20 protein-coding genes, 2 rRNA genes and 1 pseudogene are annotated in these 25398 nt (G+C 72.2%); 18 read left to right on the forward strand and 5 right to left on the reverse strand.

Going from position 1 to position 25398, the window contains the following annotated elements:
• The 4 genes and pseudogenes from IE136_RS08885 to IE136_RS35255 form a co-directional block, all read left to right on the forward strand.
• Positions 1–103 (forward strand): 23S ribosomal RNA (locus IE136_RS08885); the annotation flags it as partial.
• A 108-nt stretch (positions 104–211) separates the two neighbouring features.
• A 5S ribosomal RNA gene (gene rrf, locus IE136_RS08890) occupies positions 212–328 on the forward strand.
• Positions 329–466: 138 nt separating this feature from the next.
• A pseudogene (locus tag IE136_RS36695) lies at positions 467–1639 on the forward strand (hypothetical protein); the annotation flags it as partial.
• A gap of 90 nt (positions 1640–1729) precedes the next feature.
• A complete protein-coding gene (locus tag IE136_RS35255; RefSeq protein ID WP_229818752.1) occupies positions 1730–2461 on the forward strand; it encodes a tetratricopeptide repeat protein in 732 nt (243 codons plus the stop codon).
• A 63-nt stretch (positions 2462–2524) separates the two neighbouring features.
• On the opposite strand, the gene IE136_RS08900 is transcribed toward IE136_RS35255, so the two are convergent.
• Positions 2525–3811, reverse strand: coding sequence for a DUF1015 domain-containing protein (locus IE136_RS08900; RefSeq protein WP_189600043.1), 1287 nt, complete (start codon positions 3809–3811; stop codon positions 2525–2527).
• Positions 3812–3927: 116 nt separating this feature from the next.
• Between IE136_RS08900 and IE136_RS08905 the strand changes: the two genes are divergently transcribed.
• From IE136_RS08905 to IE136_RS08920, 4 genes are all read left to right on the forward strand, one after another.
• Positions 3928–5004: an HAD-IIA family hydrolase gene (locus IE136_RS08905; RefSeq protein WP_189600044.1), complete on the forward strand. Its 1077-nt coding sequence runs from the start codon at positions 3928–3930 to the stop codon at positions 5002–5004.
• Between the two features lie 177 nt (positions 5005–5181).
• Complete coding sequence (locus IE136_RS08910; RefSeq protein ID WP_158994111.1) at positions 5182–6141, forward strand: FecCD family ABC transporter permease; 960 nt, start codon at positions 5182–5184, stop codon at positions 6139–6141.
• A complete protein-coding gene (locus IE136_RS08915; protein ID WP_158985960.1) occupies positions 6138–7172 on the forward strand; it encodes a FecCD family ABC transporter permease in 1035 nt (344 codons plus the stop codon). Before IE136_RS08910 ends, IE136_RS08915 begins: the two co-directional genes overlap by 4 nt.
• Before the next feature lie 26 nt (positions 7173–7198).
• Positions 7199–8041: an ABC transporter ATP-binding protein gene (locus IE136_RS08920; protein ID WP_158985958.1), complete on the forward strand. Its 843-nt coding sequence runs from the start codon at positions 7199–7201 to the stop codon at positions 8039–8041.
• A gap of 262 nt (positions 8042–8303) precedes the next feature.
• On the opposite strand, the gene IE136_RS08925 is transcribed toward IE136_RS08920, so the two are convergent.
• Complete coding sequence (locus IE136_RS08925; RefSeq protein ID WP_158985956.1) at positions 8304–8651, reverse strand: SCP2 sterol-binding domain-containing protein; 348 nt, start codon at positions 8649–8651, stop codon at positions 8304–8306.
• Between the two features lie 42 nt (positions 8652–8693).
• Here IE136_RS08925 and IE136_RS08930 point away from each other — a divergent pair, with 42 nt between their 5' ends.
• The 6 genes from IE136_RS08930 (at position 8694) to IE136_RS08955 (ending at position 14122) form a co-directional block, all read left to right on the forward strand.
• Positions 8694–8978, forward strand: coding sequence for a hypothetical protein (locus IE136_RS08930; RefSeq protein ID WP_158985954.1), 285 nt, complete (start codon positions 8694–8696; stop codon positions 8976–8978).
• Positions 8979–8985: 7 nt separating this feature from the next.
• The gene (locus tag IE136_RS08935) at positions 8986–9801 is read left to right on the forward strand and encodes a TlyA family RNA methyltransferase (protein ID WP_189600045.1); all 816 of its coding nucleotides are present in this window, start codon (positions 8986–8988) and stop codon (positions 9799–9801) included.
• Positions 9798–10727 (forward strand): NAD kinase, encoded by a 930-nt coding sequence (locus tag IE136_RS08940; RefSeq protein ID WP_158985950.1) that lies wholly within the window; start codon positions 9798–9800, stop codon positions 10725–10727. Before IE136_RS08935 ends, IE136_RS08940 begins: the two co-directional genes overlap by 4 nt.
• Before the next feature lie 148 nt (positions 10728–10875).
• Entirely contained in the window at positions 10876–12594 is a 1719-nt protein-coding gene (gene recN / locus IE136_RS08945) for a DNA repair protein RecN (RefSeq protein WP_158994109.1), read from the forward strand.
• A 59-nt stretch (positions 12595–12653) separates the two neighbouring features.
• Positions 12654–12938 carry a hypothetical protein gene (locus IE136_RS08950; protein WP_373309035.1) on the forward strand — a complete coding sequence of 95 codons (285 nt, stop codon included), beginning with the start codon at positions 12654–12656 and terminating at the stop codon, positions 12936–12938.
• A gap of 101 nt (positions 12939–13039) precedes the next feature.
• Positions 13040–14122, forward strand: coding sequence for a glycosyltransferase family 4 protein (locus IE136_RS08955; protein ID WP_189600046.1), 1083 nt, complete (start codon positions 13040–13042; stop codon positions 14120–14122).
• A gap of 32 nt (positions 14123–14154) precedes the next feature.
• Here the strand turns inward: IE136_RS08955 and IE136_RS08960 are convergent, their stop codons facing one another.
• Positions 14155–15786 carry a PucR family transcriptional regulator gene (locus IE136_RS08960; protein WP_189600047.1) on the reverse strand — a complete coding sequence of 544 codons (1632 nt, stop codon included), beginning with the start codon at positions 15784–15786 and terminating at the stop codon, positions 14155–14157.
• A 160-nt stretch (positions 15787–15946) separates the two neighbouring features.
• Here IE136_RS08960 and IE136_RS08965 point away from each other — a divergent pair, with 160 nt between their 5' ends.
• Positions 15947–17524 carry an APC family permease gene (locus IE136_RS08965; protein WP_373309036.1) on the forward strand — a complete coding sequence of 526 codons (1578 nt, stop codon included), beginning with the start codon at positions 15947–15949 and terminating at the stop codon, positions 17522–17524.
• Between the two features lie 25 nt (positions 17525–17549).
• Positions 17550–19196, forward strand: a complete 1647-nt coding sequence (locus IE136_RS08970; RefSeq protein ID WP_189600048.1) for a flavin monoamine oxidase family protein — start codon at positions 17550–17552, stop codon at positions 19194–19196.
• 14 nt (positions 19197–19210) lie between these two features.
• Here the strand turns inward: IE136_RS08970 and IE136_RS08975 are convergent, their stop codons facing one another.
• Both IE136_RS08975 and IE136_RS08980 read right to left on the reverse strand, forming a co-directional pair.
• Positions 19211–20602, reverse strand: coding sequence for an FAD-binding oxidoreductase (locus tag IE136_RS08975; protein ID WP_189600049.1), 1392 nt, complete (start codon positions 20600–20602; stop codon positions 19211–19213).
• 117 nt (positions 20603–20719) lie between these two features.
• The gene (locus IE136_RS08980; protein WP_158985940.1) at positions 20720–22522 is read right to left on the reverse strand and encodes a glycoside hydrolase family 15 protein; all 1803 of its coding nucleotides are present in this window, start codon (positions 22520–22522) and stop codon (positions 20720–20722) included.
• Positions 22523–22993: 471 nt separating this feature from the next.
• Between IE136_RS08980 and pyrG the strand changes: the two genes are divergently transcribed.
• Both pyrG and IE136_RS08990 read left to right on the forward strand, forming a co-directional pair.
• On the forward strand, positions 22994–24658 hold the full coding sequence (gene pyrG / locus IE136_RS08985; RefSeq protein ID WP_158985938.1) for a CTP synthase: 1665 nt from the start codon (positions 22994–22996) through the stop codon (positions 24656–24658).
• A gap of 78 nt (positions 24659–24736) precedes the next feature.
• Positions 24737–25363: an NUDIX domain-containing protein gene (locus IE136_RS08990; protein WP_158985936.1), complete on the forward strand. Its 627-nt coding sequence runs from the start codon at positions 24737–24739 to the stop codon at positions 25361–25363.
• The last annotated feature ends 35 nt before the right edge of the window (positions 25364–25398 follow it).

The following is a 25398-nucleotide window of genomic DNA, read 5'->3' on the forward strand; positions in this document are numbered from 1 at the left end:
GAGAGGGTAAGGCTCCCAGTAGACGACTGGGTTGATAGGCCGGATGTGGAAGCCCAGTAATGGGTGGAGCTGACCGGTACTAATAGGCCGAGGGCTTGTCCTCATTTGCTCGCGTCCACTGTGTGGTTCCCGGGTTGCGAACAGTCGCACCGGTTGAACCAGCTCCACTTTTAATTGAAGAGTGTGCTTGTTCGCTAGAACCCGATAGGGTTTCGGTGGTCATAGCGTTAGGGAAACGCCCGGTTACATTCCGAACCCGGAAGCTAAGCCTTTCAGCGCCGATGGTACTGCAGGGGGGACCCTGTGGGAGAGTAGGACGCCGCCGAACAATCTTTCAGGACCCTTGGTCCCAGCGTTCACGCTGGGACCAAGGGTCCTTTTTGCTTTTCCTCGTATTTTGCCGAAGCGCGTCGGTCTGCCGACTGCGCGAGAATGACTGCAGTACCCGAAGACAGGAGTCACGTCGATGTCCACCAACTCTCCCGACGACCGTCCGGAGCGCGAGCCGCGTCGTAGGGACGGTGGCGACCGGGGCGGCTACCGCGGGCCCCGTCGTGACGACAACCGTGGCGGCGGCGACAACCGTGGTGGTGGCGGCTTCCGTCGCGACGACAACCGCCGCGACGACAACCGTGGCGGCGACAACCGCGGTGGCGGCGGCTTCCGCCGTGACGACCGTGGCGGCGAGCGGCCGGCCTTCCGCCGTGATGATCGGCGTGACGACAACCGCGGCGGAGGTGGCGGCGGTTTCCGTCGCGACGACCGTGGCGGTGACACCCGTGGTGGCGGCGGTTTCCGTCGCGACGACCGTGGCGGTGACACCCGTGGTGGCGGCGGTTTCCGTCGCGACGACCGTGGCGGTGACACCCGTGGCGGTGGCGGTTTCCGTCGCGACGACCGGGGTGGCGACACCCGCGGCGGTGACACGCGCGGTGGCGGTGGTTTCCGTCGTGACGAGCGGCGCGACGAGCGACCTCCCTTCCGTCGTGACGACCGTCGTGACGACCGCGGTGGCGAGCGGCCGGCGTTCCGGCGCGATGAGCGCCGTGATGACAACCGTGGTGCTGGCGGTGGTTTCCGCCGTGACGACAACCGCGGTGGCGACAACCGCGGCGGCGGCTTCCGTCGCGATGAGCGTCCTCCCTTCCGTCGTGACGACCGGCGCGATGACAACCGTGGTGGTGGCAGCTTCCGTCGTGACGACCGTGGGAGCGACAACCGCGGTGGTGGCTTCCAGCGGGACGACCGTCCGTCGTTCCGTCGTGACGACCGTGGGGGCGACAACCGCGGTGGTGGCTTCCAGCGGGACGACCGTCCGTCGTTCCGTCGTGACGACCGGCGCGATGAGCGCCCCTCCTTCCGGCGTGACGACCGTGGGGGCGACAACCGCGGTGGTGGCTTCCAGCGGGACGACCGTCCGTCGTTCCGTCGTGACGACCGGGGTGGCGAGCGTCCGGCCTTCCGTCGTGACGACAGGCGTGACGACCGCCGGGACGACCGTCCCCGTGGGCCGCGTCGTGACGACAGCCGTGGCGGTGGCGGCGGCTTCCGTCGTGACGACCGTGGTGGCGACAACCGGGGTGGGTACCGCGGTCGGGACGACCGGGGCGGCTACGGGCGTCGGGACGACCGGGACCGGGACCGGCCGGATCGTGCGCCGATCAAGCGGCTGCCGATCCCGGCGGAGATCACCGGTGAGGAGATCGACGCGGATGTGCGCCAGGAGCTGATGAGCCTGCCCAAGGGGCTCGCGGACGATGTCGCCCGCAACCTCGTCATGGTCGCCAACCTGATCGACGAGGACCCCGAGCAGGCGTACGCGTACGCCCGTATCGCCCTGCGACTCGCCTCCCGTGTGGCCGCGGTGCGTGAGGCCGCCGGCTTCGCCGCCTACGCCACGCAGAAGTACTCCGAGGCGCTGGCCGAGTTCCGGGCCGCGCGGCGGATGACCGGCGGTGTCGAGCTCTGGCCCGTTATGGCCGACTGCGAGCGCGGCATGGGTCGGCCCGAGCGGGCGCTGGCGATGGCCGGTGAGCCCGAGACGCAGAAGCTGGACAAGGCAGGACAGGTCGAGATGCGGCTCGTCGCCGCCGGTGCGCGCCGGGACATGGGGCAGCTGGACGCCGCCATCGTGACCCTGCAGAGCCCCGAGCTCGCGTCGACCGCCGTGCACCCGTGGACGGCCCGCCTGCGGTACGCCTACGCCGACGCCCTGCTCGCCGCCGGGCGCGAGGACGAGGCTCGTGAGTGGTTCGCCAAGGCACTGGAGTCGGACAAGGACGGGGCCACGGACGCCTCGGACCGGCTCGCCGAGCTGGACGGTGTCGAGTTCGTCGACGCCATCGACGACCTGGACGAGTCCGACGAGATCGTCGAGGCCCCGGCCGCCGATGAGACCGACGCCGACGCCGCCCCCGGCGACGGCGACGAGGACGAGGACGACGAGGACGACCGTGTCTGACGTCTGAGACGGAACGGAGAAGGGCGGCACCCCCTCGCGGGGGTGCCGCCCTTTTTCGTGCGCTCAGTCCAGCGCCAGGCTTCTGAGCACCAGGCCCGTCGCCGGCTTCGGGCCGAACGACGTCGACTTGCGGGGCATCGTGACGCCCTGCCGCGCCAGGTCCCGTACGACCTCTTCCCGTACCGGATGCATGAGGACCGCCGTACCGCCGCGCCGTTCCGCCTGCTCGACGGCGGCCGCGGTGTCATGGATGTAACTGATGTGCTCGGGGGCGTCCGGGATGTGCCAGAGGTGGTCGAGCAGCGTGGCGTGCAGGACCGTCGCGTCCAGGGTGCGCCAGGCCTCGGGGCGGTCCGTCCGGACCGTGCGCGCGATCAGCTCCGGGTCAGGCCGGTCGACGAGGTGGAAGGCGCCGTCGCCGGTCAGGAGGAAGGCGTTGCCCTCGGCCGCCGCCGACGCCAGGGACGCCAGGGCCGCCTGCAACGGGCCCTGCACGCGGCGGACGCGGAAACCGTCCCCGACGGCCGCGAGCGCGTCCGCGACCGGGAGGCGGTTGAGGAGACGGTGGATGGCGCGGACCCGCAGGGGGTAGCGGGCGGTGTCGATGAGGAGGACCAGACCGTAGTTCCACGGGCTCGGGGAGGCGTGCTCCTCGCGCAGCCGGAGGTACGTCGCCCAACGGTGGTGGCCGTCCGCGATCAGCGCTTGGTGATCGGCGAGGCCGGCCGTGACCGTGGCGAGTTCGGCGGGGTCCGTGACCGACCACAGGCGGTGGTGGAAGCCGTCCTCCGTGGTCGTGGAGAGCAGCGGATCGCGCTGGACGGTGCGCTCGATGACGTCCGCGGCTCCGTCGCCGTCGCCGCGGTACGTGAGGAGCAGGGGCTCCAGGTTCGCGGCGGTCGTCCGCATCAGCGCCGCCCGGTCTTCGACGACGTGCGGCATCACGTCCTCGTGCGGGAGCACGATGCCCTGTGCCGGGTCGGAGAGCTCCAGGGCGCCGATGACGCCGCGCTGGAGGATGCCGTCGCCGTGCTGCTCGTACACGTAGAGCGCGGGCTCGGGGTCAGGTGCCAGGATGCCGTCGGCGAGCCAGCGGTCGAGGGTGACGGCGGCCTTGCGGTGGCGGGCGCCGGCGATGACGGCCTGCGGCAGGATCAGGCGGACGATGTTGTGGGGGTCGGCGGACTCGAGGTGGTGGAGGCCGTCGGGCCGTACGACGACGTCGTACGGCGGGGAGGTCACGGCGGCCAGGCTGCCGACCCGCTCGGGGACGTAGCGGAGCCCCCGGAACGGGAGCAGGCGCAGACCGCCGGCGCGGACGTCGTCGGCCGCGGGACCTGAGGTGTTCATTGCGCAATCGTAAGTGGACGGTGGCTATGAGCGATGATCGGGGGAGCGGGGGACTTTCGCCCGGTGGCACATCGGTGGCGTACGCCGGTGTTCGGTGATGTGAGGAGTACGAGGTCATGGAGGACGGCGGCGTGGGCGACGGTCAGGGGCGGCTGGGCAGGAACCGGCCGGGGGGCAGCGCGCGGGCGCTGAGCGAGGCGTACGACACCGCGCTCCTCGACCTGGACGGTGTCGTGTACGCGGGCGGGCAGGCGATTCCCCACGCGGTCGAGGCGCTGGGCTCGGCGCGGGCCGGCGGCATGCATCTCGCGTACGTCACCAACAACGCGCTGCGGACGCCGGACGCGGTGGCGGCGCACCTGACCGAGCTGGGCGTGCCGGCCGAGGCCGGAGACGTCATCACGTCCGCACAGGCCGTGGCGCGGCTGATCGCCGACGAAGTTCCCCCCGGGTCGCGGGTGTTGGTGATCGGCGGCGAGGGGTTGCGGGTGGCGCTGCGTGAGCGGGGCCTGGAGCCGGTGGAGTCGGCGGACGAGGAGGGCCTGGCGGCGGTCGTGCAGGGGTACGGCGGCCCGGACCTGACCTGGAGCCGGCTCGTCGAGGCGAGCTACGCGGTGGCGCGGGGCGTGCCGTGGTACGCGTCGAACACCGACCTGACGATTCCCGGGCCCCGGGGCATCGGGCCGGGGAACGGGGCGGCGGTGGAGGTCGTGCGGATCGCCACGGGCGGCACCGTGGAGCCGAAGGTCGCGGGGAAGCCGCTGCCGCCGATGCACCGGGAGACGGTGCTGCGCACCGGCGCCGAGCGGCCGCTGGTGGTCGGGGACCGCCTGGACACGGACATCGAGGGGGCGTTCAACGGGGGCGTGGACTCGCTGCTCGTGCTGACGGGCGTGACGGACGTACCGCAGCTGCTGGCGGCGGTGCCGGAGCACCGGCCGACGTATGTGGCGGCGGATCTGCGGGGGTTGCTGGTGGGGCAGCCCGAAGTGACCGAGGCCGAAGGTGGCTTCGCCTGCGGGGGGTGGACGGCTTCGGTGAGCGGGGGAGCGCTGGCGCTGGACGGAGAAGGGGACGTGCTGGACGGCGTACGGGCGTTGTGCGCGGCGGCGTGGTCGGACGCGGGCGCGGGGGCGTGCGGGCTGGACGCGGGGAAGGTGCTGGAGCGGCTGGGGCTGGGAGGGCGAGGGTGAGGCCGTTGTCGGTGAAAGGCGGCCGTCCGGGGAGGGAACCAGCCCCACGAAGTCGATAGCAGGGTAGGCTAACCTAACTCCGTGTTGGTCGAGAGTCCCTCCCGAACGAGCGCGGAGTCGACAGACCCTGCCCAGCCGCCGAGGCGTCGCGATTCCGTGCGCGTCGTCGGCCTGGTCGTGGCCGTCGGAGTCCTGCTGCTGGTCTGTGTCCTGAGCATCATGATCGGCGCCAAACCGGTGCCGCTCGGCGATGTCTGGCACGGGCTGTTCCAGAACAGCGGTGTCGGAAACGACGTCATCATCCATGACGTGCGCGTTCCCCGGACCCTTCTCGGGTTGCTCGTCGGCGTCGCGCTCGGTCTGTCCGGAGCCGTGATGCAGGGCCTCACCCGCAACCCGCTCGCCGAACCGGGACTGCTCGGCGTCAACGCCGGTGCCGCGGCCGCCGTCGTGTCCGCGATCGCGTTCCTCGGGATCACCGAGGTCACCGACTACGTCTGGTTCGCCTTCCTCGGCGCGGCCGTCGTCTCCGTCGTCGTATACGTCCTGGGCGGCAGCCGCAGCTCCACACCCGTACGCCTCGCGCTCGCCGGCACCGCCGCGACCGCCGCGCTCTACGGCTACGTCAACGCCGTCCAGCTGCTGAACTCGGCCGCCCTCGACCGGCTCCGCTTCTGGACGGTCGGGTCGCTCGCCTCCGCGGACATGGAGACGGTGCGCCGGGTCGCCCCGTTCATCGTGGCCGGCGTCGCCCTCGCCCTGCTCATCTCCCGGCCGCTCAACGCGATGGAGATGGGCGACGACACCGCTCGCGCGCTCGGCGCCGACCTCAACCGCACCCGCGTCGTCGCCATGCTGGCCGTCACGCTGATGTGCGGCGCCGCGACCGCCGCCTGCGGGCCGATCATGTTCCTCGGGCTGATGGTGCCGTATCTCGTACGGGCCATCACCGGCCCCGACATGCGCTGGATCCTCCCGTACGCCGCCGTCCTCGCGCCCGTCCTGCTCATCGGCTCCGACGTGATCGGCCGGCTCGTCGCCCGGCCGTCCGAGCTCCAGGTCGGCATCGTGACGGCGCTCGTCGGCGGACCCGTCTTCATCCATCTCGTACGCCGCAAGAGGATGGCCCAGCTGTGACCACCAAGTCGCTACGGACCGGTGGAGGGTTCTCCGTACGGTACGAGCCCCGCGCCGCGATCTCCGTGCTGGCGCTGATCGTGCTCACCCTCGCCGTCGGCGTCGTCCTCATCGGCAGCGGAGACTTCCCGATCGCCCCGGCGGACGTCGTCGCCACCCTCCTCGGCGACGGCACCGCCGTCCAGGAGTTCGCCGTCATGGACCTGCGCCTGCCGCGCGTCCTCGTCGCCGTCTTCGTCGGCGCCGCGCTCGGCATCGGCGGCGCCGTCTTCCAGTCCGTCTCCCGCAACCCCCTCGGCAGCCCCGACGTGATCGGCTTCGGCCAGGGCGCCTCCGTGGGCGCGCTGCTCGTCATCGTGCTCTTCCAGGGCAGTTCGACCGCCGCCGCGGGCGGGGCGATCGTCGGCGCGCTGGTCACCGGCACCGCGATCTACCTGCTCGCCTGGAAGCGCGGAGTCCACGGCTACCGCCTCGTCCTCGTCGGTATCGGCGCGGCCGCCATGCTGACCGCCGTCATCCACTACCTCCTGACCAAGGCCAACCTGGTCGACGCCACGCGCGCCACCGTGTGGATGACCGGTTCGCTGGACGGGCGGGACTGGGACCACTTCTGGCCCCTGCTCGCGGTCAGCTGTCTGCTCGTCCCGCTCGTCCTGGGCCACGGCCGGGCGCTGCGGATGCTGGAGATGGGAGACGACGCCGCGTACGCGCTCGGCGTGAAGGTCGAACGGACCCGCGTCGTGCTGATGGGCTCCGCCGTGCTGCTCGTGGCCGTCGCCACCGCCGCCGCCGGCCCGATCGTCTTCGTCTCGCTCAGCGCGCCGCAGCTGGCGCGCCGGCTCACCCGCTCGCCCGGACCCAACCTCGCCGCGTCCGCCCTCATGGGCTCCGCGCTGCTGCTGGTAGCCGACTGGCTCGCGACCAACGCCTTCGGCGACCGGCAACTTCCCGTCGGCGTCGTCACCGGCGTGCTCGGCGGCTGCTATCTGCTGTGGCTGCTCGTCACCGAACGCAAGGCGGGACGGATATGAACGAGAAGAACCTCAGGAGCACCCCCATGGACGGTCAGACCCAGCGGCTCAGCGCGGAGTCGGTCACCCTCGCCTACGACCAGCGGATCATCGCCCGCGACCTGTCGGTGGCGATTCCCGACAACTCCTTCACGGTCATCGTCGGGCCGAACGCCTGCGGCAAGTCGACCCTCCTGCGCGCCCTGTCCCGGATGCTCAAGCCCTCCCAGGGCCGGGTGCTCCTGGACGGCCAGACCATCCACACCATGCCGGCCAAGAAGGTCGCCAAGACCCTCGGCCTGCTGCCCCAGTCCTCCATCGCCCCGGACGGCATCACCGTCGCCGACCTGGTGGCCCGCGGCCGGTACCCGCACCAGGGGCTGCTGCGGCAGTGGTCCCCCGAGGACGAGCGGATCGTCCAGGAGTCGATGGCGGCGACCGGTGTGGCCGAGCTCGGGGAGCGGTACGTCGACGAGCTGTCCGGAGGTCAGCGCCAGCGGGTGTGGATCGCGATGGCGCTCGCCCAGCAGACGCCGCTGCTGCTCCTCGACGAGCCGACGACGTTCCTGGACATCCAGCACCAGATCGACGTCCTCGACCTGTGCGCCGAGCTGCACGAGACCCAGGGCCGCACCCTGGTCGCCGTCCTGCACGACCTGAACCACGCCGCCCGGTACGCGACCCACCTCATCGCCGTCCGCGGCGGCGAGGTCGTCGCGGAGGGCCCGCCGGCCGAGGTCGTGACGGCCGAGCTGGTCGAGCGGGTCTTCGGGCTGCGCTGCCAGGTCATCGACGACCCGGAGACCGGGACGCCGCTGGTGGTCCCGGCGGGCCGGAAGGCGCGCGCCCGCGAGACCGTGGCGGCGCCGGAGCCGGTTCTGCAGAAGTGACGGGAGGCCGGGTGCCCGGGGCGGCGTACGTGGCCGGGGTGCACGGGCTGTCCGGGCGGCCGGGCTGCCGGGCCGAAGGGGTGGCCGGCTGTGCGGGGCTGCCGGGCTGAAGGGGTGGCCGGCTGTGCGGGGCGGCCGGGCTGAAGGGGTGGCCGGCTGTGCGGGGCTGCCGGGCGGCGGCGCGATGCCGCCGCACAGCCGTACGAGCGACCGCGCCACGGGGACGGGCGCCGGTCGGCCCGCGCCGGGCGCGGGCGCCGCGCTACAGCAGTGACCGCAGCCGCAGCAGGTCGCGGAAGCCGGCCTCCAGCCTGACCCGGCCGGAGGCCCAGGCCTTGGCGAAGTTCAGCTCGCCGTTCACCATCGCCACGAGGTCGTCGCCGGTCATCGCCAGGCGAATCTGCGCCTTGTCGGGCGGCGGCCCCGCCACCGTGTCCCGGACCTCGATCCGGCCGTCCGCGAGCATGCCGGTGAACGTCGTGTCCAGGTCCGTGAGGTGGCAGCTCAGCGTGCGGTCGAGCGCCGTGGCGCTGCGCACCTCGCCGTCCGCGTGGGTGAGATTGTCCGAAAGCTTGTCGAGTGCGCTGCGGCACTCCTCGATCGTGGCCATCGCGACCGACCGTACCCCAGAGCTTCGCGATAGCGTCGGGGGATGGACGACGTGATGCCGGAGCCGGAGCCGCAGGACACCACGGTGGGGCCGGCCCAGGACGCGGCCTTCGAGCCCGCCGCGCCCGCGCCGCTGGGCGTGCCGCTCACCCCCACCGGGCACCCCGGCGTGGACGCCCTCCTCGGCCGTCTCGCGGACGCCGACCACCTAGCGGCCGACGGGCATCTGGAGGTGTACGAAGATGTACACCGTGGGCTGCGCTCCGAGCTGACCTCGCTCGACACCGTCCGCCCCGGACCGACACCGCCGAACAACCTCAGGAGCTGAACCGAACGTGGCAGGAGTGGCACGCCGCCGTCTCGACGCCGAGCTGGTACGCCGCAAGCTCGCGCGCTCGCGCGAGCACGCCAGTCAGCTGATCGCCGCCGGACGGGTGACCGTCGGCAAGACCGTCGCGACCAAGCCCGCCACCCAGGTCGAGACCGCCGCGGCCATCGTCGTCTCGCAGGACGACGCCGACCCCGACTACGTCTCGCGCGGCGGTCACAAACTGGCCGGTGCCTTCGCCGCCTTCGTACCGCGGGGACTCAAGGTCGAGGGACGGCGCGCGCTCGACGCCGGCGCGTCGACCGGCGGCTTCACCGACGTGCTGCTGCGCGCGGGCGCCGCCCACGTGGTCGCCGTCGACGTCGGCTACGGACAGCTCGCCTGGTCGCTGCAGAGCGACGAGCGGGTCACCGTGAAGGACCGGACGAACGTCCGCGAGCTGACCCTCGACGCGATCGACGGAACCCCGGTCGACCTGGTCGTCGGCGACCTCTCCTTCATCCCGCTCGGCCTGGTGCTGCCCGCCCTGGTGCGCTGCACCGCCCCCGACGCGGATCTCGTCCTGATGGTCAAGCCGCAGTTCGAGGTGGGCAAGGAGCGACTCGGGACCGGTGGAGTCGTCCGCAGCACCGAGCTGCGCGCGGACGCCGTACGGAACGTGGCGCGGCAGGCCGGTGAGCTCGGACTGGGTGTGCTGGGTGTCACGGCGAGCCCGCTGCCCGGGCCCTCGGGCAACGTCGAGTACTTTCTGTGGCTGCGGGCAGGGGCGCCCGCGCTGGATCCGGCGGATGTCGACCGCGCCGTGGCGGAGGGACCTCGTTGAGCTCAACGACCGCACCACCTGATGTTCGTCCTGGCAGTCGTACTGTCTTCCTGCTCGCGCACACCGGCCGGCCGGCCGCCGTGCGCAGCGCCGAACTCGTCGTCCTGGGCCTGCTGCGCAGCGGGATCGGCGTCCGCGTCCTGGAGGCGGAGGCGGCCGACCTGCCGCTGCCGCCGTCCGTGGAGGTGGTGCGGGAGGCCTGCTCCGACGCGCTCGACGGCTGCGAACTGCTCGTCGTGCTCGGCGGCGACGGGACGCTGCTGCGCGGCGCCGAGTTCTCGCGGGCGTCCGGCGTGCCGATGCTCGGGGTCAACCTGGGGCGGGTCGGCTTCCTCGCGGAGGCCGAGCGCGACGACCTGGACAAGGTCGTGGACCGGGTGGTCACGCGGGCGTACGAGGTCGAGGAGCGGATGACCCTGGACGTGGCCGTCTACGAGAACGGTGACGTTCTGCACCGGGACTGGGCACTGAACGAGGCGGCCGTCCAGAAGGTCTCCCCGGAACGGATGCTGGAGGTCGTCCTCGCGATCGACGGCCGGCCGGTCACCGGTTTCGGCTGCGACGGCGTGATCTGCGCGACCCCGACGGGCTCGACGGCGTACGCCTTCTCGGCGGGCGGGCCGGTGATCTGGCCGGAGGTCGAGGCGCTGCTGATGGTGCCGATCGGCGCGCACGCGCTGTTCGCCAAGCCGCTGGTGACGACGCCGGAGTCGGTGCTGACGGTGGAGGTGGAGCCGCACACGCCGCACGGCGTGCTGTGGTGCGACGGCCGGCGGACGGTGGAACTCCCGTCCGGGGCACGGGTGGAGGTACGGCGCGGGGCGGTGCCGGTACGGCTGGCACGGCTGCACCACGCCTCCTTCACCGACCGGCTGGTCGCGAAGTTCGCCCTGCCGGTCTCGGGCTGGCGCGGCGCGCCGCGCTAGCCATGTTTCCGTACGGGGGCGGGCGCCCGGCGGGCCCCACCCCCACGGGTGACAACCGCTTTCCCGACCTGCGGGTTCATCACGTTCCGGCAGGGGCCGTCGCACAGCCGGGCTCGGACCTCGTAAGGTCTTCCCCGTGTTGGAGGAGATGCGGATACGGTCGCTCGGGGTCATCGACGACGCGGTCGTCGAGCTGTCGCCCGGTTTCACCGCGGTGACGGGCGAGACCGGTGCGGGCAAGACCATGGTCGTGACCAGCCTCGGGCTGCTGCTCGGCGGGCGCGCCGATCCGGCCCTGGTGCGGATCGGCGCGGCGTCCGCCGTGGTCGAGGGGCGGATCAGCGTGCCCGCGGGCGCCCCCGCCGCCGTACGGGCCGAGGAGGCGGGCGCCGAGCTGGACGACGGCGCACTGCTCGTCAGCCGGACGATCTCGGCCGAGGGACGCTCGCGGGCCCATCTCGGCGGGCGCTCCGTGCCCGTCGGGCTGCTCGCCGAGCTCGCCGACGAACTCGTCGCCGTCCACGGCCAGACCGATCAGCAGGGCCTGCTCAAACCGGCCCGGCAGCGGGGGGCCCTGGACCGGTACGCGGGCGACGCCGTCGCCGTACCGCTGGCCGCGTACGGCGAGGCGTACCGGCGGCTGCGGGCCGTCGTCGCCGAACTGGACGAGATCACCACGCGTGCGCGGGAGCGGGCGCAGGAGGCCGATCTGCTGCGCTTCGGGCTCGGCGAGATCGAGGCCGTCGAACCGCGGGCAGGCGAGGACGTCGAACTCGCAGCCGAGGCCGAGCGGCTCGGTCACGCCGAAGCCCTCGCGTCGGCCGCCGCCCTGGCGCACGGCGCGCTCGCCGGGAACCCCGAGGACCCGGAGGCCGTCGACGCGACGACCCTGGTCGCGGGCGCCGGACGCGCGCTGGAGGCCGTACGGTCCCACGATCCGGCGCTGGCCGCGCTCGCGGACCGGATGGGGGAGATCTCGATCCTCCTCGCCGACGTGGCGGGGGAGCTCGCCGGCTACGCCGACGACCTGGACGCCGATCCGCGACGGCTCGCCGTCGTCGAGGAGCGGCGCGCGACGCTGACCCAGCTCACCCGGAAGTACGGCGCGGACGTCGCCGCCGTCCTGGCGTGGGCGGAGGAGAGCGCGGCCCGGCTCACCGAACTGGAGGGCGACGACGACCGGATCGGCGAGCTGACGGCCGAACGGGACTCGTTGCGGGCGGAACTGTCGGTCCTCGCCCAGGCGCTCACGGACGCCCGTACGGAGGCGGCGGCCCGGTTCGCCGACGCCGTCACCGCAGAACTGGCCTCGCTGGCCATGCCCCACGCGCGCGTGTCCTTCGACATCCGGCAGACCGAGGACCCCGAGGGCGTCGAGGTCGGCGGACGGACGGTGGCCTACGGGCCGTCCGGCGCCGACGAGGTCGAACTCCTCCTCGCCCCGCACCCGGGGGCACCGCCGCGGCCGATCGCCAAGGGGGCGTCCGGCGGTGAGCTGTCGCGGGTGATGCTCGCGGTGGAGGTCGTCTTCGCCGGTACGGACCCGGTGCCGACGTACCTCTTCGACGAGGTCGACGCGGGCGTCGGCGGCAAGGCGGCCGTGGAGATCGGCCGCCGGCTCGCGAAGCTCGCCAAGTCCGCGCAGGTCGTCGTGGTCACCCACCTTCCGCAGGTCGCGGCCTTCGCGGACCGCCAGCTCCTGGTGGAGAAGACCCACGACGGCTCCGTGACGCGCTCCGGCGTGACGGTCCTGGAGGGAGAGGACCGCGTCCGGGAGCTGTCCCGGATGCTGGCGGGCCAGGAGGACTCGGAAACGGCCCGCGCGCACGCGGAGGAACTCTTGGCGACGGCGCGCGCGGACGCCTGAGGATCGGGGCCCGCCGGCCCGAGGACCGGAGGTCCGAGGCCGCTCCGCTCCGGGGCTCGGTGCCTCGCCGGGCGGGCTCGCCGCGCCCGCTTCGAGGCCTCGGCGAGCGCCGGACCGGCGCCGCGGCCGCCGTCCTCGGCGAGCGCACCATGCTCGGCGACACGGGCGCACACGCGCTGGGCGCGGCCGTCGGCTGCGCCGTCGTCGCCGGGAACGGCCGGCTCGGGCTCGCCCTCCACGCGGCCGGACTCGTCGCCGTCGCGGCATACGGCGAGCGACGCGAGGCGGGGATCTCCCCGGCGGAGGCCGGGGCAAGTCAGCGCACTCGCACCTCACCCGTGTGAGTGATCCGGCCCGGTGAGTCGAGGCGCCCGACACAGGAACGACACGACAACGAAGCGGCTTCGGTGCCGGAACGTGCGTGCGGGCTGGCATCCTTGGGCGCGTGACACAGCTCCGTACGGTCCAAGTGCTGGGCGGCGGCAGCGCGGGCAGCAGCGCTCACGTCAGATCACTTGCCTCGGGGCTGGTGGCGAGGGGCGTGCGGGTGACCGTGTGCGCCCCGGCCGAGCTCGATCACGCCTACGACTTCCGCGGCGCCGGCGCACACTTCGTACCCGTTCCGCGCCTGGGCGGCCCCGCGACCCTCGCGATGCTCCGCAACGCCTTCATCGGCGCGGACGTCGTGCACGCCCACGGTCTGCACGCCTCGGTACGGGCCACGCTCGTGCTGGCGGGCGGCGTCCGGGCGCCGGCGCTCGTGACGACCTGGCACACCCGGGGCCACGCCGACGGGGCGCGGGGCGGTCTGGTGCGACTGCTCGAGCGAAGGAGCGTACGGGCGGCTGCCGTCGTGCTCGGCACGTCCTCGGAGCTCGTGGACCGGGCGCGCAGACGAGGAGCGCGGGACGCCAGGCTCGCCCCGGTGTCGGTGCCCGCCTCGCGGGCGCCGGTCTGCCTGCACGACGGCAAGGCGCGGGCGGAACTGGGCGCGGTGGACCGGCCGTTGCTGATGGCGGTCGGCGCTCTGGTGCCCGAGCGAGGGTACGGGATGCTGCTCGACGCCGCACGGGTGTGGCGGGACCTCGACCCGCAGCCGCTTCTCGTGATCGCGGGGGAGGGGCGCGAACGGGCGGCCCTCCAGCGCCGGATCGAGGAGGAGGGCCTCGCCGTCCGGCTGATCGGCCGCCGGGACGATGTGGCGGAGCTGCTGGCGGCGGCGGACGTGGCGGTCCTGACGTCCCGCTGGGAGTCCCGCTCGCTGCTCGCGCAGGAGGCCCTGCGCCTCGGGGTGCCGCTGGTGGCGACGGCGGTGGGCGGTGTGCCGGAACTGGTCGGCGACGCGGCCGAGTTGGTCCCCTGGGGAGATGCCGAGGCGCTGGCGACGGCGGTGCGGGGGCTGCTGGAGGACGTGGACCGCCGGATGGACCTGGCGGCGGCGGGACGCGTACAGGCGAGGACGTGGCCGACGGAGGACGAGACGATCGCGCACGTCCTGAGCGTGTACGACGAGCTGGTGGGGTGCTGACAACGCCGACACCCCGGCACTCCTGACGCGCCCTACGTCGTGTGGCGTCTCGCCCGCAGGGCCAGCGACAGCGCGAGCACCGTCTGCGGGTCGTCCAGGTCCGTCCCCAGCAGCTCCGAGATACGGGCCAGGCGGTTGTAGAGCGTCTGGCGGTTCAGGTGGAGCTCCCGGGCCGTCTCCGCCTTGCGGCCCGCGTGCGCCAGATACGTCTCCAGGGTCGGCAGCAGCGGCGGGCGTGACGTGCGGTCGTGGTCGCGGAGGGGGCCGATCGCCCGGTCCACGAAGGCCGGCAGGACGGTGTCGCCGTGGTGGTGCAGGCGCCACAGCAGCAGGTCGATGTCCAGCCGCCGGGCGTCGTACCAGGGCCGGTCCGAAAGGCCCTGGGCCGCCGTCGCCGTCTCCGCCGCGTGACGCAGGCCCGCGGAGGCCGCCGCCCAGCTCCCCGCGACACCGACCACGACCACCGGCGGATGGGTGCCGGCGCGTTCGAGCCCCGCCCGCTCCACGCCCGCCCGCAGCGCCGCCGCGACCCGGTCGGCCACCGCCGTACGCTCCGTCTCCGACCGCAGCCCGAGGAGGAGCGGGACCCTGCCCTCCACCGGACGTACACCGAGCAGCACCGGGACGCCCACCGACGCCAGCTCCTCCAGGACCGCCCGCGCGAGCAGCGCCCAGTTCCCGGACGGCGAGAGCTCGGAGGCCAGCCGCATCACCACCGGCAACAGCGGCCCGTCGCCCGGCTTGAAACCGAGGACCCGCGCCTGCGCCGGCGCGTCCTCCGCCGCGATCCGGCCCTCCGCCAGGTCCGTCAGGAAGTCGCCCCGGCCGCGCGCCGCCAGCTCCTCCTCCTGGCGGGCCTGCATCAGGACGACCGCCAGGAGACCCGCCGCCCGGTCCGCCGCCATCCGGTGGACGGGCGACAGGGGCCCCGAGACCGCCAGGAGCACCAGCCGGGCCCGCACCGATCCGCTGCCGGGCCCGCCCCCGCCCGGCACGTCCACCAGGACCGCGCCCGTCGGCGGCCCCGACTCGCGTGCCGCCCGCTGTCCGCGCAGCCCGTCCCACACCTGCAGCGGGTCCGCCGGGGCCGACTCCGCGCCCGCCGCGTAGAGGAGCTGGCCCTCCGGCGTCTCGAGGAAGACCGGGTTCGCCGTGAAATCGGCCAGGATCCGCAGCACCTGCGGCACCCCGCCCCCACCGAGCAGCGCCTCCGTGCACTGCCGGTGGACCTCCTCCGCCTGCCGCAGCAGGGCGTAGTGTCCGTTGACGATCTCGGTGTGGATCTCCTCCGTCACGGCGACGAAGGGGACCTCCCGGTGGAGCTGCACCAGCGGCAGACCCGCCGACCGGGCCGTCTCCACGATCGTCGCCGGCAGCCGCGAGAAACGCGGTCCCAGCTCCACGACCAGCGCCGCGATGCCACGGTCCGCGAGCCGCCGCACGAACGCCCGCTGCTCGGCCGGTCGCGTGCCGAGTCCCAGCCCTGTTGTCAGCAGCAGCTCGCCGCCCTTGAGCAGCGACGCGATGTTCGGGACCTCACCCGCGTGCACCCAGCGCACCGTCCGGTGCAGCCGGTCGGCGCCGGCGACGACCTCCGGGAGCCCGCCGTGGAGGCCGGGCAGCTCCAGCGCCCGCTGCACGGTGATCCCGCCCTGATTGTCCATGGGCCGGACGCTACCTCCGTGGGTGTTGTGACGACATCACCCGACGGCCACGGGACCGGACAGTCCGTCCCCCGTCTGGACAACACGTCGCCCCAACAGGCCAATTGCGCGACCGCATGTCGATTGTGGCGTACATCACCCCGGAGGATGCTCTCCCGCCATGGCAGAGAACTCCACACCTGGCTCCCACCCCGGCTCCATCCCGCGGTCCGCCCCCGGCTCCGCCCCCGAGGTGCACCGACTCAAGGCGAACTCGGTCGGGATCGTCGGCGTCGTCTTCATGGCCGTCGCCACCGCCGCCCCGATCACGGCGATGACCGGCAACCTCCCCATCGCCGTCGGCTTCGGCAACGGCACGGGCGCCCCCGCCGGCTACCTCTTCGCGACGCTGGTCCTGACCGTCTTCTCGGTCGGCTACGTCGCCATGGCCAAACGCATCACCGCCGCCGGCGCCTTCTACGGCTACATCTCGCACGGCCTCGGCCGGATCGCCGGCATGGCCTCCGGGATGCTCGCCGTCCTCGCGTACATCGTCTTCGAGGCCTCCATCGTCGGCGTCTTCGCCTACTTCACCAAAACGACGGTCGCCGACCAGCTCGGTGTGGATCTGCCGTGGATCGTGTACGCGGCGGCGATGCTCGCCGTCACCGGAGTCCTCGCCCACTTCGACATCAACCTCACCGCCAAGGCCCTCGGCGTGATGCTGATCGCCGAGATCGCGGTCCTGTTCGCCGTCGCCACCGCCGTGCTGATCGCCGGCGGCGGCCCCGACGGCATCCCCGTCGAGCCCATCAACCCCAAGAACGCGTTCACCGGCGCCTCCGCCGGCCTCGGGCTCTTCTTCGCCTTCTGGTCCTGGGTCGGCTTCGAGTCCACCGCGATGTACGGCGAGGAGTCCCGCGACCCCAAGCGGGTCATCCCCAGGGCCACCCTGATCTCCGTCGTCGGCGTCGGCCTCTTCTACATCTACGTCTCCTGGATGACGATCGCCGGCAACGGCCTCGCCGGCTCCGTGAAGCTCTCGTCCTCCGCCACGCCCCTCGACCTCTTCTTCGCCCCCGCCCAGTCATTCATCGGCGCCTGGGCCGTCGACGCCTTCCAGTGGCTGCTGCTCACCGGTTCCTTCGCCTGCGGCATGGCCTTCCACCAGTGCGCCGCTCGCTATCTGTACGCCATCGGCCGCGAGGGCTTCCTCCACCCGGCCCTCGGCCGTACGCACCCCCGGCACGGATCCCCGTACATCGCCTCCTACGTCCAGAGCGCCATCGCCGTCCTCCTCGTCGGCGCCTTCTGGCTCACCGGCCAGGACCCGTACATCCACCTCTACACCCTGCTCGCGATCCTCGGCACGATGGCGATCCTGATCGTCCAGACGCTCTGCTCCTTCGCCGTCATCGGGTACTTCCGCAAGAACCACCCCGAGGACCGGCACTGGTTCAAGACCCTCACCGCGCCGCTGCTCGGCGGCATCGGGATGACCGCCGTCGTCGTCCTGCTGATCGTCAACATGGAGACCGCGGCCGGACTCGCCGCCGACTCGCTCTTCTTCAAGGCCATCCCGTGGATCGTCGCAGCGGTCTTCCTCGGCGGCCTCGGCCTCGGCCTCCATCTCAAGGCCAGGCGGCCCGAGCGCTACGAGATCATCGGCCGGATCGTCCTGGAGGACGCGACCGAGCGCACCGACGAGCCCGAGCAGCCGGCCACCGCCCCCGCCGTGTCCCCGATCTCCCAGAGCTGATCCCTCCCACCCGCAGGAGCCCGCCATGGCCCGCACCAATCCGATGCACGTCCTGAAGAACCTGGCCGCAGAGCACGCCGACGCCCGTCGGCTGGGCCTCCCCGTCGCCGAACTCCGAGGGATGAGGTCCGACGAGATCGGCCGACGCTCCCTCCTCAAGTACGCCGCCGCGGCCGGTCTCACGGCCGGGGCCGTGGCCGGGGCGGGTCTGCCCGCGACCGCCCGCGCCGCCACTGCCGACCCCAAGGCCAGGGGCACCGCCCGGATCGCCGTCGTCGGCGCCGGGATCTCCGGACTCACCGCCGCCCTCACCCTCCAGGACGCGGGCCTCACCCCGGTCCTCTACGAGGCCAACCCGAGCCGCGTCGGCGGTCGCATGTGGACCCAGCGCGGCCACTGGACGTACGGACAGACCTCCGAGATCGGCGGTGAGCTGATCGACACCAGTCACAAGAAGATCCTGGAGCTCTGCCGCCGCTTCGGGCTGCCCGTGGAGGACTTCCTCGGCGGCGGGCCCACAGGCGCCGAGGAAGTCCTCTGGTTCAACGGCGCCTACTACCCGCGCCACCAGGCCGACGAGGACTTCAAGGCCGTCTACCAGGCCCTGCACCGCGATCTGTCCGAGGCGGGCGAGGTCATGTGGAACCAGACCACGCCCACCGGCACGGCACTCGACAACATGTCGATATACGAGTGGATCGAGACCCGCGTCCCCGGCGGGCACTCCTCGCCGCTGGGCAAGTTCATCGACGTCGCCTACAACGTCGAGTACGGCGCCGAGACCACCGAACAGTCCTCGCTCGCCCTCGTCCTGCTCATGGGCTACCAGACCAATCCGGGCCACTTCAACGTCTGGGGCCTGTCCAACGAGCGCTACCACATCACCGGCGGCAACGACCGGCTCCCGAACGCCATCGCGGGCGCCCTCGCCCCCGGTACCCTGCGCCACGGCTGGTCCCTGACCGCCGTACGAGCCAACGCCGACGGCACCCAGACGCTCACCTTCGCCGAGGCCGGCGCCACGCGGACCGTCACCGCCGACCACACGATCCTCTGTCTCCCGCTGCCGGTCCTCAAGCAACTCGACCTGACCCAGGCCGCCTTCGATCCCCTGATGAAGAACCTGCTGCGGGACGCGAAGATGGGGCACTGCACCAAGCTGAACATGCAGTTCGCCACCCGCCCGTGGCGCGGCACCGGCGCCTGGCCGGGCGTCTCGGCCGGCGACTGCTTCACCGACACCGAGGTCCAGCAGACCTGGGACACCACCAAGATCCAGGGCGGGACGGGCGGCATCCTCATCCAGTACGGCGGCGGCACCCTGGCCAGGTCGCTGACGCCCGCCGGTCCCTTCTCCACCGAGTCGGACCCGTACGTACGCACGCTCGTCAGCCGGTACCTGACCGGCATCGACGCCTTCTTCCCCGGCACCTCGAAGGCGTACACGGGGCGCGCCCAGCTCTCCGCCTGGCACCGCAACCCGTACACGCTGGGCGCGTACTCCTGCTGGCCGGTCGGCTATCTGCACCGGTACGCGGGGTACGAAGGCACAGCGCAGGGCAACGTCCACATCGGCGGCGAGCACTGCAGCTACGACTTCCAGGGCTTCATGGAAGGCGGCGCCACCGAGGGCGAGCGGGCCGCGCGGGAGGTGATCGACGCCCTGAGGTGACCTCCTCGCGGCCGTCAGGCGGACGCGGCCGGTGCGATGTTGTGGTTGAGGTGGAAGACGTTGTCGGGGTCGTACGCGGCCTTGACCCTGGCCAGGCGCAGGTGGTTCCCGGCGCCGTAGCCGGCGACGACCCGCCGCTCACCCTCGTTGCCGATGAAGTTGAGATAGACGGCATCGATGGACCACGGCCTCGCATCGGCCCGTACGTCCCGCACCCACCGCCGTACGCGTTCGTCGTCGGCCGGGTCCTCCCAGGTCGCGAACGGGTGCACGACCCAGGGCGCGGTCCGCCACGGCACCGGGTAGTCCAGCGGCCCGTCCGCCACCGCGCCGCCCATCATGAACAGCACGTGCTGGGTACTCGTGGGCATCGGAATCCGCGCCGCGCGCTCGCAGAAGACGTCCACGGCGTCGTCCGGGAACTCGCTCAGATACTCCGCCGACCAGTAGTTCCGCAGCCCCGGCGGGTCGTCCATCATGCACTGGAGGTCCGCGTACGCGATGTCCGTCACCAGCTCGACCTCGGGCCGCAGCGCGAGCAGCGGCGCCGCGAACTCGCGGACCTCGTCCACCGGGCCCGCGTACGTGAGCAGGGCGCCGCAGACCAGTTCGCCGACGAGGTGCTCGGGAATGAAGGGCGCGGGCGGCGCCGGGCAGCAGATGACACCACCGCCCACCTCGTCCGGGGCGACCTCGCCCAGATCGCGGAAGGCGCGCACCACGTCGGGCGCGGACTCGGGTCGGACGAACACCATCGCGATGCTGGTCTCCGGCAGCTCGTGCAGCCGCAGGGTCAGCGAGGTCGCCACACCGAAGTTGCCGCCGCCGCCGTGCAGGGCCCAGAACAGCTCCGGGTTGTCGTCGGCGCTCGCCACGACGTGCTTGCCCTCCGCCGTGATCAGGTCGACGGCGAGCAGGTTGTCGCAGGCGAGCCCGAACTTCCGCTCCAGCCAGCCCGATCCGCCGCCCAGCGTGAAGCCGCCCACGCCCGTGGTCGACGCCCGCCCGCCCGTCGTCGCCACCCCGAAGGGCTGGCAGGCCCGGTCCAGGTGACTCATCGTCGCCCCGCCCTCGACCCGTACGGTCAGGTCCTCCGGGTCGACCACGACCCGGTGCATCCGCCGCAGGTCGACGACCAGGCCGTCGTCGACGGCCGAGGTCCCGGCGACGCTGTGACCGCCTCCGCGCACCGCGACGGGCAGTTCCGTCTCGCGGCCGAAGAGGACGGCGTTGGAGACGTCCGCCTGGGTCTCGCACTGGGCGATGACCGCGGGACGCCGGTCGATCATGGCGTTGTGGAGGGTCCGGGCCTCGTCGTAGCCCGGGTCGCCGGGGACGAGCACCTGGCCGGCCAGATCCTCGCGGAGTCCGGCCAGGGCGCTCTCCGGCACACTGCGGGGAGCCATGGGACCCCCCCTTTCCGAGGGGGGAGCAGGACCATTTCATCGTATTGCGGTACGCCGTCCCCCGCGTCCCGGCCCCGCGGATCCCGGCGGCCTCCGCAGGCCCCTGCCCCCTACGCCTCAGCCCCCGTACGCCCCGCTCGCCGTCAGCCGCAGCGCCGTGTCGATCAGCGGAACGTGGCTGAACGCCTGCGGGAAGTTGCCCACCTGCCGCTGCAGCCGGGAATCCCACTCCTCCGCGAGGAGGCCCAGGTCGTTGCGGAGCCCGAGGAGCTTCTCGAAGAGCTTGCGGGCCTCGTCCACGCGCCCGATCATCGCCAGGTCGTCGGCGAGCCAGAACGAGCAGGCCAGGAACGCGCCCTCGTCGCCCTCCAGACCGTCCACGCCCGCCTCCTCACCGGCGGTCGGGTAGCGCAGCACGAAGCCGTCCTCCGTCGACAGCTCCCGCTGGATCGCCTCGATGGTGCCGATGACCCGCTTGTCGTCCGGCGGCAGGAAGCCCATCTGCGGGATCAACAGCAGCGAGGCGTCCAGCTCCTTGGAGCCGTACGACTGCGTGAACGTGTTCCGCTCCTTGTCGTAGCCCTTCTCGCAGACGTCCCGGTGGATGTCGTCGCGCAGCTCGCGCCAGCGCTCCAGCGGGCCGTCGGCGTCCCCGGACTCGATCAGCTTGATGGTGCGGTCGACCGCCACCCAGGCCATCACCTTGGAGTGCACGAAGTGCCGGCGCGGGCCGCGGACCTCCCAGATGCCCTCGTCGGGCTGGTCCCAGTGCGTCTCCAGGTACCGGATGAGCTTGAGCTGCAGGAGGGCGGCGTAGTCGTTCCGGGACAGGCCCGTCATGTGCGCCAGGTGCAGGGCCTCGGTGACCTCGCCGTAGACGTCGAGCTGGAGCTGGTTCGCCGCCCCGTTGCCCACCCGGACCGGGCTGGAGTTCTCGTACCCGGGCAGCCAGTCCAGCTCGGCCTCGCCGAGCTCGCGCTCGCCCGCGATCCCGTACATGATCTGCAGGTTCTCCGGGTCGCCCGCGACCGCCCTGAGCAGCCAGTCCCGCCAGGCGCGGGCCTCTTCGCGGTAGCCGGTGCGCAGCATCGACGACAGGGTGATCGCGGCGTCGCGCAGCCAGGTGTAGCGGTAGTCCCAGTTCCGGACGCCGCCGATCTCCTCCGGCAGGGAGGTGGTCGGCGCGGCGACGATGCCGCCGGTGGGGGCGTACGTCAGCGCCTTCAGCGTGATCAGGGAGCGGACCACGGCCTCGCGGTACGGCCCGTGGTACGTGCAGTGCTCGACCCACTCCCGCCAGAAGTCGACGGTCGCCTCCAGCGAACCCTCCGGGTCCGGCAGCGGCGGCGGCTCCTTGTGGGAGGGCTGCCAGCTGAGCGTGAAGGTGATCCGGTCGCCGGGGGTGACGGTGAACTCGGAGTACGTGGTGAGGTCCTTGCCGTGCGTCTCGACGGCCGTGTCCAGCCAGACCGAGTCGGGGCCGGCGACGGCTACCGTACGGTCGCCGACCTTGTGGACCCAGGGCACCACTCGGCCGTAGCTGAACCGCATCCGCAGGGCCGAGCTCATCTGCACGCGGCCCGAGACGCCCTCCACGATCCTGATCAGCTGCGGAGCGCCGTCACGCGGCGGCATGAAATCGGTCACCCGGACCGTGCCGCGCGGGGTGTCCCACTCGGATTCCAGGATGAGCGAGTCGCCGCGGTAGCGGCGCCGGTCGGCCGGAGCCGCGGCGGAGCCGTTGGGTCCGGCGGGACCCACCCGCCAGAATCCGTGCTCCTCCGTGCCGAGAAGTCCGGCGAAGACGGCGTGGGAATCGAAGCGGGGCAGGCACAGCCAGTCGACGCTGCCGTCCCGGCAGACCAGTGCGGCGGTCTGCATGTCTCCGATGAGTGCGTAATCCTCGATGCGCCCGGCCACGTGCTATCTCCAGTCGAACGGCCAACGTCCGCCCCGCGGGGCGCTTCCTACAGATGGTGCCAGCAGTCAAGGGATCGTTGACGAGCTCTTGCTTCCGGTTGACTGGCGGGGTTGGTGCCGATGGCCGGTCCGGCTCGGCAGGGAGTGTCCGAGCAGGATACGACGCACCCTGAGCAGGCGCCGCTACGTCCTTGTAACGACGTTGCGCCGAACGGGTGAGGCTCATGTGACCTGTGGAGTCGCCGTCCGGAGCATTCCGCATGCGTTCCGGATGCGGTCCGTACGCACCCGACTGCCCCGTGTGGCCGGAAGCGGTCTCCCTTCGTCGCTGATACCCTGGTACCCCGTGGACCGGTGGGAAACGGCGAAAGCCGAGGCCCCCGAAACCGCAGCGACGGCACCCCCCGATTCTTCCGGAGGGGAGGCCGGTACGCACCTCCAGAACGCGACCACGGGAGCCCCCTCTTGGCGATGCCGCCCAAAACCACGACGACCAAGCACATCTTCGTCACCGGGGGTGTCGCCTCCTCCCTCGGCAAGGGCCTGACCGCCTCCAGCCTGGGTGCGCTCCTCAAGGCGCGGGGCCTGCGGGTCACGATGCAGAAGCTCGACCCGTACCTGAACGTCGACCCCGGCACGATGAACCCCTTCCAGCACGGTGAGGTGTTCGTCACCAATGACGGCGCCGAGACCGACCTGGACATCGGCCACTACGAGCGCTTCCTCGACGTGGACCTCGACGGCTCGGCCAACGTGACCACCGGCCAGGTCTACTCGCAGGTCATCGCCAAGGAGCGGCGCGGCGAGTACCTCGGCGACACGGTCCAGGTCATCCCGCACATCACCAACGAGATCAAGTCCCGGATCCGCCGGATGGCGACCGACGACGTCGACGTGGTCATCACCGAGGTCGGTGGCACGGTCGGCGACATCGAGTCGCTGCCCTTCCTGGAGACCGTCCGCCAGGTCCGTCACGAGGTCGGCCGCGACAACGTCTTCGTCGTGCACATCTCGCTGCTGCCCTACATCGGCCCCTCCGGCGAGCTGAAGACCAAGCCGACGCAGCACTCGGTCGCCGCGCTGCGCAACATCGGCATCCAGCCGGACGCGATCGTCCTGCGCGCCGACCGAGACGTCCCCACCGCCATCAAGCGCAAGATCTCGCTGATGTGCGATGTGGACGAGGCCGCCGTCGTCGCCGCCATTGACGCCAAGTCGATCTACGACATCCCCAAGGTGCTGCACACCGAAGGTCTGGACGCCTACGTCGTGCGCAAGCTCGACCTGCCGTTCCGCGACGTGGACTGGTCGACCTGGGACGACCTGCTCGACCGGGTCCACAACCCGGAGCACGAGGTCACCGTCGCCCTCGTCGGCAAGTACATCGACCTGCCCGACGCGTACCTCTCGATCACCGAGGCCATGCGCGCCGGCGGCTTCGCCAACAAGGCGCGGGTCAAGGTCAAGTGGGTCACCTCCGACGACTGCAAGACGCAGGCCGACGCCCAGAAGCAGCTCGGTGACGTCGACGCGATCCTGATCCCCGGCGGCTTCGGCGACCGCGGTGTCAACGGCAAGATCGGCGCGATCCGGTACGCCCGCGAGAACAAGGTGCCGCTGCTCGGCATCTGCCTGGGCCTGCAGTGCATCGTGATCGAGGCCGCGCGGAATCTGGCGGACATCCCGGAGGCGAACTCCACCGAGTTCGACGCCGCGACCGCCCACCCCGTCGTCTCGACGATGGAGGAGCAGCTCGCGTTCGTCGAGGGCGCCGGCGACCTGGGCGGAACGATGCGCCTGGGCCTGTACCCGGCGAAGCTCGCCGAGGGCTCGATCGTGCGTGAGGTCTACGACGACCAGCCCTACGTCGAGGAGCGTCACCGCCACCGCTACGAGGTGAACAACGCCTACCGCGGCGAGCTGGAGAAGAAGGCCGGCCTGGTCTTCTCGGGCACCTCGCCCGACAACAAGCTCGTCGAGTACGTCGAGTACCCCCGTGAGGTGCACCCCTACCTGGTGGCGACGCAGGCCCACCCGGAGCTGCGCTCGCGTCCGACGCGTCCGCACCCGCTGTTCGCGGGCCTGGTGAAGGCGGCCGTCGAACGTCAGCAGGACGCGCGCAAGACGGGCGAGTAGGCGCAAGCGGTTAACGTTGCCGGGGTACGGGTCCTTCGCTGGATTCGTACCCCGGTTTTCGTGTGTGGGAGGACGCAGATGGAGTTGCAGGACACCCCGGAGGAGTGGCAGGTCGTCGCCACGACGACCCCCTTCCAGGGCAACAAGACGAGTGTCCGCACGGACGACGTGGTCATGCCGGACGGCACGGTCGCGCGCCGCGACTACCAGGTCCACCCCGGCTCGGTGGCGGTGGTCGCCCTCGACGACGAGGACCGCGTCCTGCTGCTCAAGCAGTACCGGCACCCGGTGCGGCAGAAGCTCTGGGAGATCCCGGCCGGTCTGCTCGACGTGCCGGGCGAGAATCCGCTGCACGCGGCGGTGCGCGAGCTGTACGAGGAGGCGCACGTCAAGGCGGAGGACTGGCGGGTCCTGACCGACGTCTACACGTCGCCGGGCGGCTGCGACGAGGCGGTACGGATCTTCCTGGCGCGGGGGCTTTCGGAGGCCGAGGGGGATCGCTTCGAGGTCGCCGAGGAGGAGGCGGACATGGAGCTGGCGCGGGTTCCGCTGGAGGAGCTGGCGCGGGGCGTCCTGGCGGGCGAGCTGCACAACAACTGCCTGGTGGTGGGTGTCCTCTCGGTCCTGGCCGCCCGGGCGGGCGAGGGCCTCGACGCCCTCCGCCCCGCCGAGGCCCCCTGGCCGGCCCGCCCCTTCGAGGCATAGCCGTGCCACCCCGTTGAGGCCGTCCACGCCGGTGG

The organism is Streptomyces lateritius, assembly GCF_014649715.1.
Lineage (GTDB): Bacteria > Actinomycetota > Actinomycetes > Streptomycetales > Streptomycetaceae > Streptomyces > Streptomyces lateritius.

Bases quoted from the DNA above. Each gene is read 5' to 3' on its own strand.
- IE136_RS08975 (WP_189600049.1), bottom strand. From the start codon at position 20,602: ATGGCTCCCCGCAGTGTGCCGGAGAGCGCCCTGGCCGGACTCCGCGAG.
- IE136_RS08920 (WP_158985958.1), top strand. From the start codon at position 7,199: ATGGACGGTCAGACCCAGCGGCTCAGCGCGGAGTCGGTCACCCTCGCC.
- IE136_RS08905 (WP_189600044.1), top strand. From the start codon at position 3,928: ATGGAGGACGGCGGCGTGGGCGACGGTCAGGGGCGGCTGGGCAGGAAC.
- IE136_RS08900 (WP_189600043.1), bottom strand. From the start codon at position 3,811: ATGAACACCTCAGGTCCCGCGGCCGACGACGTCCGCGCCGGCGGTCTG.
- IE136_RS35255 (WP_229818752.1), top strand. From the start codon at position 1,730: ATGAGCCTGCCCAAGGGGCTCGCGGACGATGTCGCCCGCAACCTCGTC.
- recN (WP_158994109.1), top strand. From the start codon at position 10,876: ATGCGGATACGGTCGCTCGGGGTCATCGACGACGCGGTCGTCGAGCTG.
- pyrG (WP_158985938.1), top strand. From the start codon at position 22,994: ATGCCGCCCAAAACCACGACGACCAAGCACATCTTCGTCACCGGGGGT.
- IE136_RS08990 (WP_158985936.1), top strand. From the start codon at position 24,737: ATGGAGTTGCAGGACACCCCGGAGGAGTGGCAGGTCGTCGCCACGACG.
- IE136_RS08970 (WP_189600048.1), top strand. From the start codon at position 17,550: ATGGCCCGCACCAATCCGATGCACGTCCTGAAGAACCTGGCCGCAGAG.
- IE136_RS08960 (WP_189600047.1), bottom strand. From the start codon at position 15,786: ATGGACAATCAGGGCGGGATCACCGTGCAGCGGGCGCTGGAGCTGCCC.
- IE136_RS08965 (WP_373309036.1), top strand. From the start codon at position 15,947: ATGGCAGAGAACTCCACACCTGGCTCCCACCCCGGCTCCATCCCGCGG.
- IE136_RS08930 (WP_158985954.1), top strand. From the start codon at position 8,694: ATGGACGACGTGATGCCGGAGCCGGAGCCGCAGGACACCACGGTGGGG.
- IE136_RS08925 (WP_158985956.1), bottom strand. From the start codon at position 8,651: ATGGCCACGATCGAGGAGTGCCGCAGCGCACTCGACAAGCTTTCGGAC.